Annotated in this window: 3 protein-coding genes and 1 pseudogene; all 4 read left to right on the forward strand. The window is 60.8% G+C overall.

Annotation, left to right across the window (positions count from 1 at the left end):
- Window positions 1–155: 155 nt before the first annotated feature.
- Window positions 156–1181 carry a histone deacetylase family protein gene (locus HT737_RS15125; RefSeq protein WP_182403093.1) on the forward strand — a complete coding sequence of 342 codons (1026 nt, stop codon included), beginning with the start codon at window positions 156–158 and terminating at the stop codon, window positions 1179–1181.
- Entirely contained in the window at window positions 1178–2278 is a 1101-nt protein-coding gene (locus HT737_RS15130) for a polyamine ABC transporter substrate-binding protein (RefSeq protein WP_182403095.1), read from the forward strand. Before HT737_RS15125 ends, HT737_RS15130 begins: the two co-directional genes overlap by 4 nt.
- A gap of 152 nt (window positions 2279–2430) precedes the next feature.
- A complete protein-coding gene (locus tag HT737_RS15135) occupies window positions 2431–3828 on the forward strand; it encodes a hypothetical protein (RefSeq protein ID WP_182403097.1) in 1398 nt (465 codons plus the stop codon).
- Window positions 3825–5799: pseudogene (locus HT737_RS15140) on the forward strand (hypothetical protein); the annotation flags it as partial. The gene HT737_RS15135 and the pseudogene HT737_RS15140, both read left to right, overlap by 4 nt.

Genomic DNA, 5799 nt, shown 5'->3' on the forward strand with positions numbered 1-5799 from the left:
CGAAGGCTGCGATCTTTTGATCTGCTGGAAAGGGGCGAATTGCGGTCAGTTTTTTTGGCCATATCGATCCCCTTTTGGCCTTTCCTGCCGTTCTCCGTTGCGCCGCGCGCCGCAACACTGGGGGCAACCGAATCAGCCCCTGCGGAGAACAACAAATGCTGACCATCTACTCGGACGATCACCACCTGCACCACGGCCGCTGCGAGCTCATCGACGGCCAGCTCAAGCCGTGCTTCGAGATGCCATCGCGTGCCGACCACGTACTGCAACGGGTACAGCACCAGAACCTCGGTTCGGTGGAGGCGCCGAAGGACTTCGGACTGGAGCCGATCGCGCGGATTCACAGCCGCGACTACCTCGACTTCTTCAAAGGCGCCTGGGCGCGCTGGACCGAATTCAACACCGACGGCGACCTGCTGCCTTACACCTGGCCGGCACGCACGCTGCGCCAGATCAAACCGACCAGCTTGCACGGCCAGCTCGGTTACTACAGCTTCGACGGCGGCGCACCGATCACCGCCGGCACCTGGCAAGCCGCCTACAGTGCAGCGCAAGTGGCGCTGACTGCCCAGGCGGAAATCCAGCGTGGCGCACACAGTGCGTTCGCCCTGTGCCGGCCACCGGGACACCACGCCGCCAGCGACTTGATGGGCGGTTATTGCTACCTCAACAACGCCGCCATTGCCGCTCAGGCATTCCTCGATGCCGGCCACAAGAAAGTCGCGATCCTCGACGTCGACTATCACCACGGCAACGGCACGCAGTCGATTTTCTACGAGCGCAGCGACGTGCTGTTCACTTCGATCCACGGCCATCCGGAAGCCGAGTTTCCGTTCTTCCTCGGCTACGAGGATGAACGCGGCGAAGGCGCCGGCGAAGGCTTCAACTTCAACTATCCGCTGCCGGCTGGATCTGGCTGGGAGGTGTGGAGCGCGGCACTGGAGCAGGCCTGTAACGAGATCGACAGCTATGGCGCCGACATCATTGTCGTGTCGCTGGGCGTCGACACGTTCAAGGACGACCCGATCTCGCAGTTCAAGCTCGACAGCCCGGATTACCTGGCAATGGGCAAGCGCATCGCCGCCCTCGGCAAACCGACCCTGTTCGTGATGGAAGGTGGCTACGCCGTCGAAGAAATAGGCATCAACGCGGTGAACGTGCTGGAAGGGTTCGAACAATGAACCGACTCAAGCACTGCATGGCGCCAGCCCTGTGCGCGGCGCTGCTCAGCGTCGGCGCCCACGCCGAAGAACGCACCTTGCGCGTGTACAACTGGTTCGACTACATCACGCCCAAGGCGCTGGAAGACTTCAAGGCGCAGAACACCCAGACCAGACTGGTCTACGACATCTTCGACACCAACGAAGCGCTGGAAGCCAAGCTGCTGACCGGCAACTCCGGCTATGACGTGGTGGTGCCGTCCAATGTGTTCCTCGCCAAGCAGATCGAGGCCGGGGTGTTCCAGCCGCTGGACCGCAGCAAGCTGCCAAACTGGAATCACCTCGATCCGAAACTGATGAAGCTGATCGAGGCCAACGACCCGGGCAACCAGTTCGCCGTGCCATACATGTACGGCACCATCCTGATCGGTTTCAACCCGGCCAAGGTCAAGGCCGCACTGGGTGACAGCGCGCCAGTGGACAGCTGGGACCTGATTTTCAAGGAAGAGAACATCAGCAAGCTCAAGCAGTGCGGCGTCGCCCTGCTCGACTCGCCGTCGGAGATCCTGCCGCTGGCCCTGCAACACCTGGGCCTGGACCCCAACAGCAAGAAGCCGGCGGACTATGCCAAGGCCGAGGCGTTGCTGATGAAGATCCGCCCGTACGTCACTTACTTCCACTCCTCCAAATACATGGCTGATATTGCCAACGGTGACATCTGTGTCGCAGTGGGTTATTCCGGCAGCTTCTCGCAAGCGGCCAACCGCGCCAAAGAGGCGAAGAACGGTGTCGTGGTCGACATGCGCCTGCCCAAGGAAGGCGCACCGATCTGGTTCGACATGCTCGCCATTCCCAAGGGCGCGAAGAATCCGCAAGACGCCTACACCTTCATCAACTACCTGCTGCAACCGGCAGTGATCGCCCCGGTCAGCGATTTCGTCGGCTACCCGAACCCGAACAAGGACGCCACCGGGCTGGTCGATCCGGCGATCCGCAACAACCCCAACCTGTACCCGACCGATGCGGCGATGAGCACGCTCTACACCCTGCAACCGCTGCCGCGTGATGCCGAACGGGCGCGCACACGGGCCTGGACCAAGATCAAGTCCGGCACCTGATCGCTTCGCATGACCAAGACCTGCGCACGCGCAGGTCTTTTTTTGCCTGCAATATCTATCTACCACCTCGAATACTTCACCTGTCACTACCTTGCAACGGATCGCCCACCGCACCCGCGCTGTGCCTGCCGCCCTGCACAAAGGATGTGACCATGACCGAAACACCGAGCCCCTCTTCCACCCCTGCGCTGTCTACCGACCGGGATGCCCTTCTCACGCAACTGGTCACCGGGCCGTCTATCAGAGAGGTGGCGACCAACGCCCTGCAACCTTCGCTCAACAGTCTGTACCCGACACTACGAATCGATCCTCGACTGGCCATGGTCGTGACACCAGGCTGGACCGTTCAGGATCAGCAGGTCGTCCCCGGACCGTGGTATTACGAATCCCTGACTGACATCCTCGTGCGTCTCGGCGTTGGCGCCACATCGGTGACCTGGCTGGACGGCGAGCACTACCTGACGCTGCAACCTCTGGCACCGACCCCAGTGCAACTGCCCGTCGACATCGAAGCCATCGCCAGACTGCTGAATGAACTGGCACCGTTGCTGTTCGTTGCGTTTGCCGAACAACAGGTCGAATACTGGAATCAGTTGACCCGCGCGTCGATGCCACGCTGGAAGGAGCTCGCCAGATCCCTGCGCGAGCTGTGGAACGTGCAGTCCCATCCAGCGTGGGACGACGACCAGCGCGCCATGGCTCGCGGTCTTTTCGACTATCCGCAAAAAACCACGCGCCATGTTCATGACCACTTTCTCTCACGCGCCTGCCTGATCGACCTGGACACCGATGACAACGGCGTTTCCAGGCACCTCAACGTGCTCGATATGGCGGTCCTGATCGGCACGCTCGGCAAACGTACGCTGATTCTCACGCACACCATCACTCAAGGCTTTCAGGCCTTCGACTCGTTGCAGGCATTGGGCGCGTCACTGCACACGCAGATCGAAGGCAGCCCGCCAGGCACCTTGCAATGGCGATTGATCGAACCTGAGGGCGATTACTTCGACCACTTGGCGTGCAACCTGATCGCCCTCCAGGCCGATGCCATCACTGCGCTCGCCACACAAACCGACTCAATCAGTCTGGCCCCGCCTATCAGCCGCACCACTCACGGACTCAATCCGACAGACAGCCAATCGCCCTCTCGTTTCAAGCAGCTACAGCAAGCACTGCCCGAATGGATGGCCAAGGCATCGTCTACCGATCTGACCGCTTACAGCCGCCACTTGATGGAATTGGCGCAGGTGCAGATCCAGAACAGCGGGCAGTCGTTCGATGACGGTATCCCGCCGATTCAGGAGTTCGCACTGAAGCAACTGCGCGAGGCGATGCTCAAGGACCATCCCGATGCGGCGGAACTGAATCTGGCCGACATCCGGATCGTGGTGGAGAGTGTGGTGGTGTGGGGCGCGTTCGCGCCGCCGCTTGAATCCGAGCGCAGTACCTTCAGCCTGGGCGACCTGGCGCTACAAAACCTCATCAGCCTGCCAACGGGCAACAAAACCGTGCTTGCAGTCTCAGCGGCAGCCCGGTGCCGGCGTGGATGACGGCAAGCTATCTGGAAGCGCTGATCACCACGGTCGACATTGGCCGGACCTATCCCGCCCTGATCAAAAGCAAACTGCGTGATGATTCGCTGGAAAGCCTGCGCCGGCAGAACCTGTTCACCAGCCGCTTGCGCGTTGAACTGCCGCTGCTCGCCTTGCAACAGAAAATCCGCGCACAAGCCGGCGTCGATGAGACGGGGTATCGCTATATCGCTGCCGTCGTGCAGATAGTCGACGCCAATCGCCGGGTTGACGGTCAAGAGATCGTCATTCGCCCGCTGGCTCTCAATCCGGCGTGGCGCCCGGGCCAATCCACGGACGAAGTCGCCAACATGTACGTCATCGGTCCCCGGCAGATGGACAAGGGCCCATGCCTGTTGTACCGGCCTTTGCTTGATCATTGCCTGAGCCAGTACCCCTCGCCGGCCAACCTGCTTTACGCGATCAAACATTCGCCGACACTACGGCAATCAGTCCTTGCCTGGCTGCCAGGTAACGTCCGTGCCAATTACGCCAACTATGTGTTCAGCGACGACCGGCCGACGGTATGGTCGCTCTCGCAACTGCTCGCCGACCCACTGACGTCGCTGCAAATGAGCGGAACCCTGACGCTGGGAACACGGGTTCTCAACACCGATTACCTGGCGTCTGTCTTCAAGGCCAATGTCGGCGCCATGATCGAGCTGGCTGATCGACAATCGATCTCTAACAGCGAAAATCGCTGGGAAAGTTTCAAGCGAGCGGGTTGGCTGATTTTCAACGCCGCGCTGCCGTTTTTCGGGCGTACGGCAGGCACCGCCGCGTGGATCTGGCAAATTCTGGACGACTTGCAGCAAACCCTCGATGCCGGCGTCACCGGTGACACCGAGCAGCAGAAAAGCGCAATGACCGATCTGTTGTTGACCCTGGCCATGGTGCTCGCCCATCACGCCAGCACGCGCAACTGGGCACATGACAGAACCGAAAGAGCGTCAGCGACCCTTGCCGACGCCGTCAGCAGGCCTTCGACACGCACGCCTGTGACGATTGTTCAGCAGGCCGATGTGCTGGGCGAGCATCCGGTTCAGCACCGAAGTTCATTGCACACCGATACCGCATTGAACCTGGCCAAAACCCTTGATCGCTTCGCCGTCACTCGCCCGGCTTCACTGGTGCCACCGGCCAGCGAAACCGGCCTGCATGCCTATCTTTACCGTCACGCCACCCGCTACTACGCACCAGTAGGGGAACGCTGGTTCGAGGTAACGGTTGCGGCCACGGGTGACGTATCGATCATCAATAGCGAACAGCAGCCTGGGCAACATGGGCCTGCGTTGATACGTAATCGACGGGGCGAATGGTTCGTCGACACCCGCCTGCGTCTGCGCGGAGGAGGCCTGTCCAGACGCCGCCTGGCTAAACGCCAGGAAAACCGCGAACGCATCGCGGCGCTCAAGAAACAACTCACGGAGTTCGATGCCCAGCGCGAACAGGCACGTCAGGAACTGACAGCCGCTTATAACGCCATGAAGGCGGCCAGCGACCAGACATTACTGACCGAGCAGACTCGCTTCCTCGAACTGCTGGAGCGCCGGACCGGAGAATACGCGGCCCCGATCGAGCAGTTGAAAGCGTTGAATCTGCTGGAGACGGTGCCCAACTTCCGTAGCGCCATGACCGAGATGCTCGGTACGCAGTTGTTCTTCAACCAGACCTGGCTCGATCAGCGCAACCCCACATTCGCTCAAGCGCTCAGGGAAACCCTGGTACTGCTTGAAGCACAAGAGGCGGCCCAAGGTGCAGGTGACATCGCGACCTATCGCAAGATGTCAGACTTAAGCGAAGGCATGATCAACAGGATCGAATTCGCCCAATCGCGCTTCCAGGAACTGAGCCGGTTGGGCAAGAGCGCCGCGCAAATCGCCAATACCTATCGCACCAGGCTTCCTGCTTACAGTGTCAACGATCTCAAGGCGCTGCAGGTTTCGCTGG

It is taken from the genome of Pseudomonas sp. MD195_PC81_125, from assembly GCF_014060985.1.
GTDB classification, from domain to species: Bacteria; Pseudomonadota; Gammaproteobacteria; order Pseudomonadales; family Pseudomonadaceae; genus Aquipseudomonas; species Aquipseudomonas parakoreensis.

Excerpts from the sequence above, each read along its gene's own strand:
- HT737_RS15125 (WP_182403093.1), top strand. The coding sequence starts at position 156 with ATGCTGACCATCTACTCGGACGATCACCACCTGCACCACGGCCGCTGC.
- HT737_RS15130 (WP_182403095.1), top strand. The coding sequence starts at position 1,178 with ATGAACCGACTCAAGCACTGCATGGCGCCAGCCCTGTGCGCGGCGCTG.
- HT737_RS15135 (WP_182403097.1), top strand. The coding sequence starts at position 2,431 with ATGACCGAAACACCGAGCCCCTCTTCCACCCCTGCGCTGTCTACCGAC.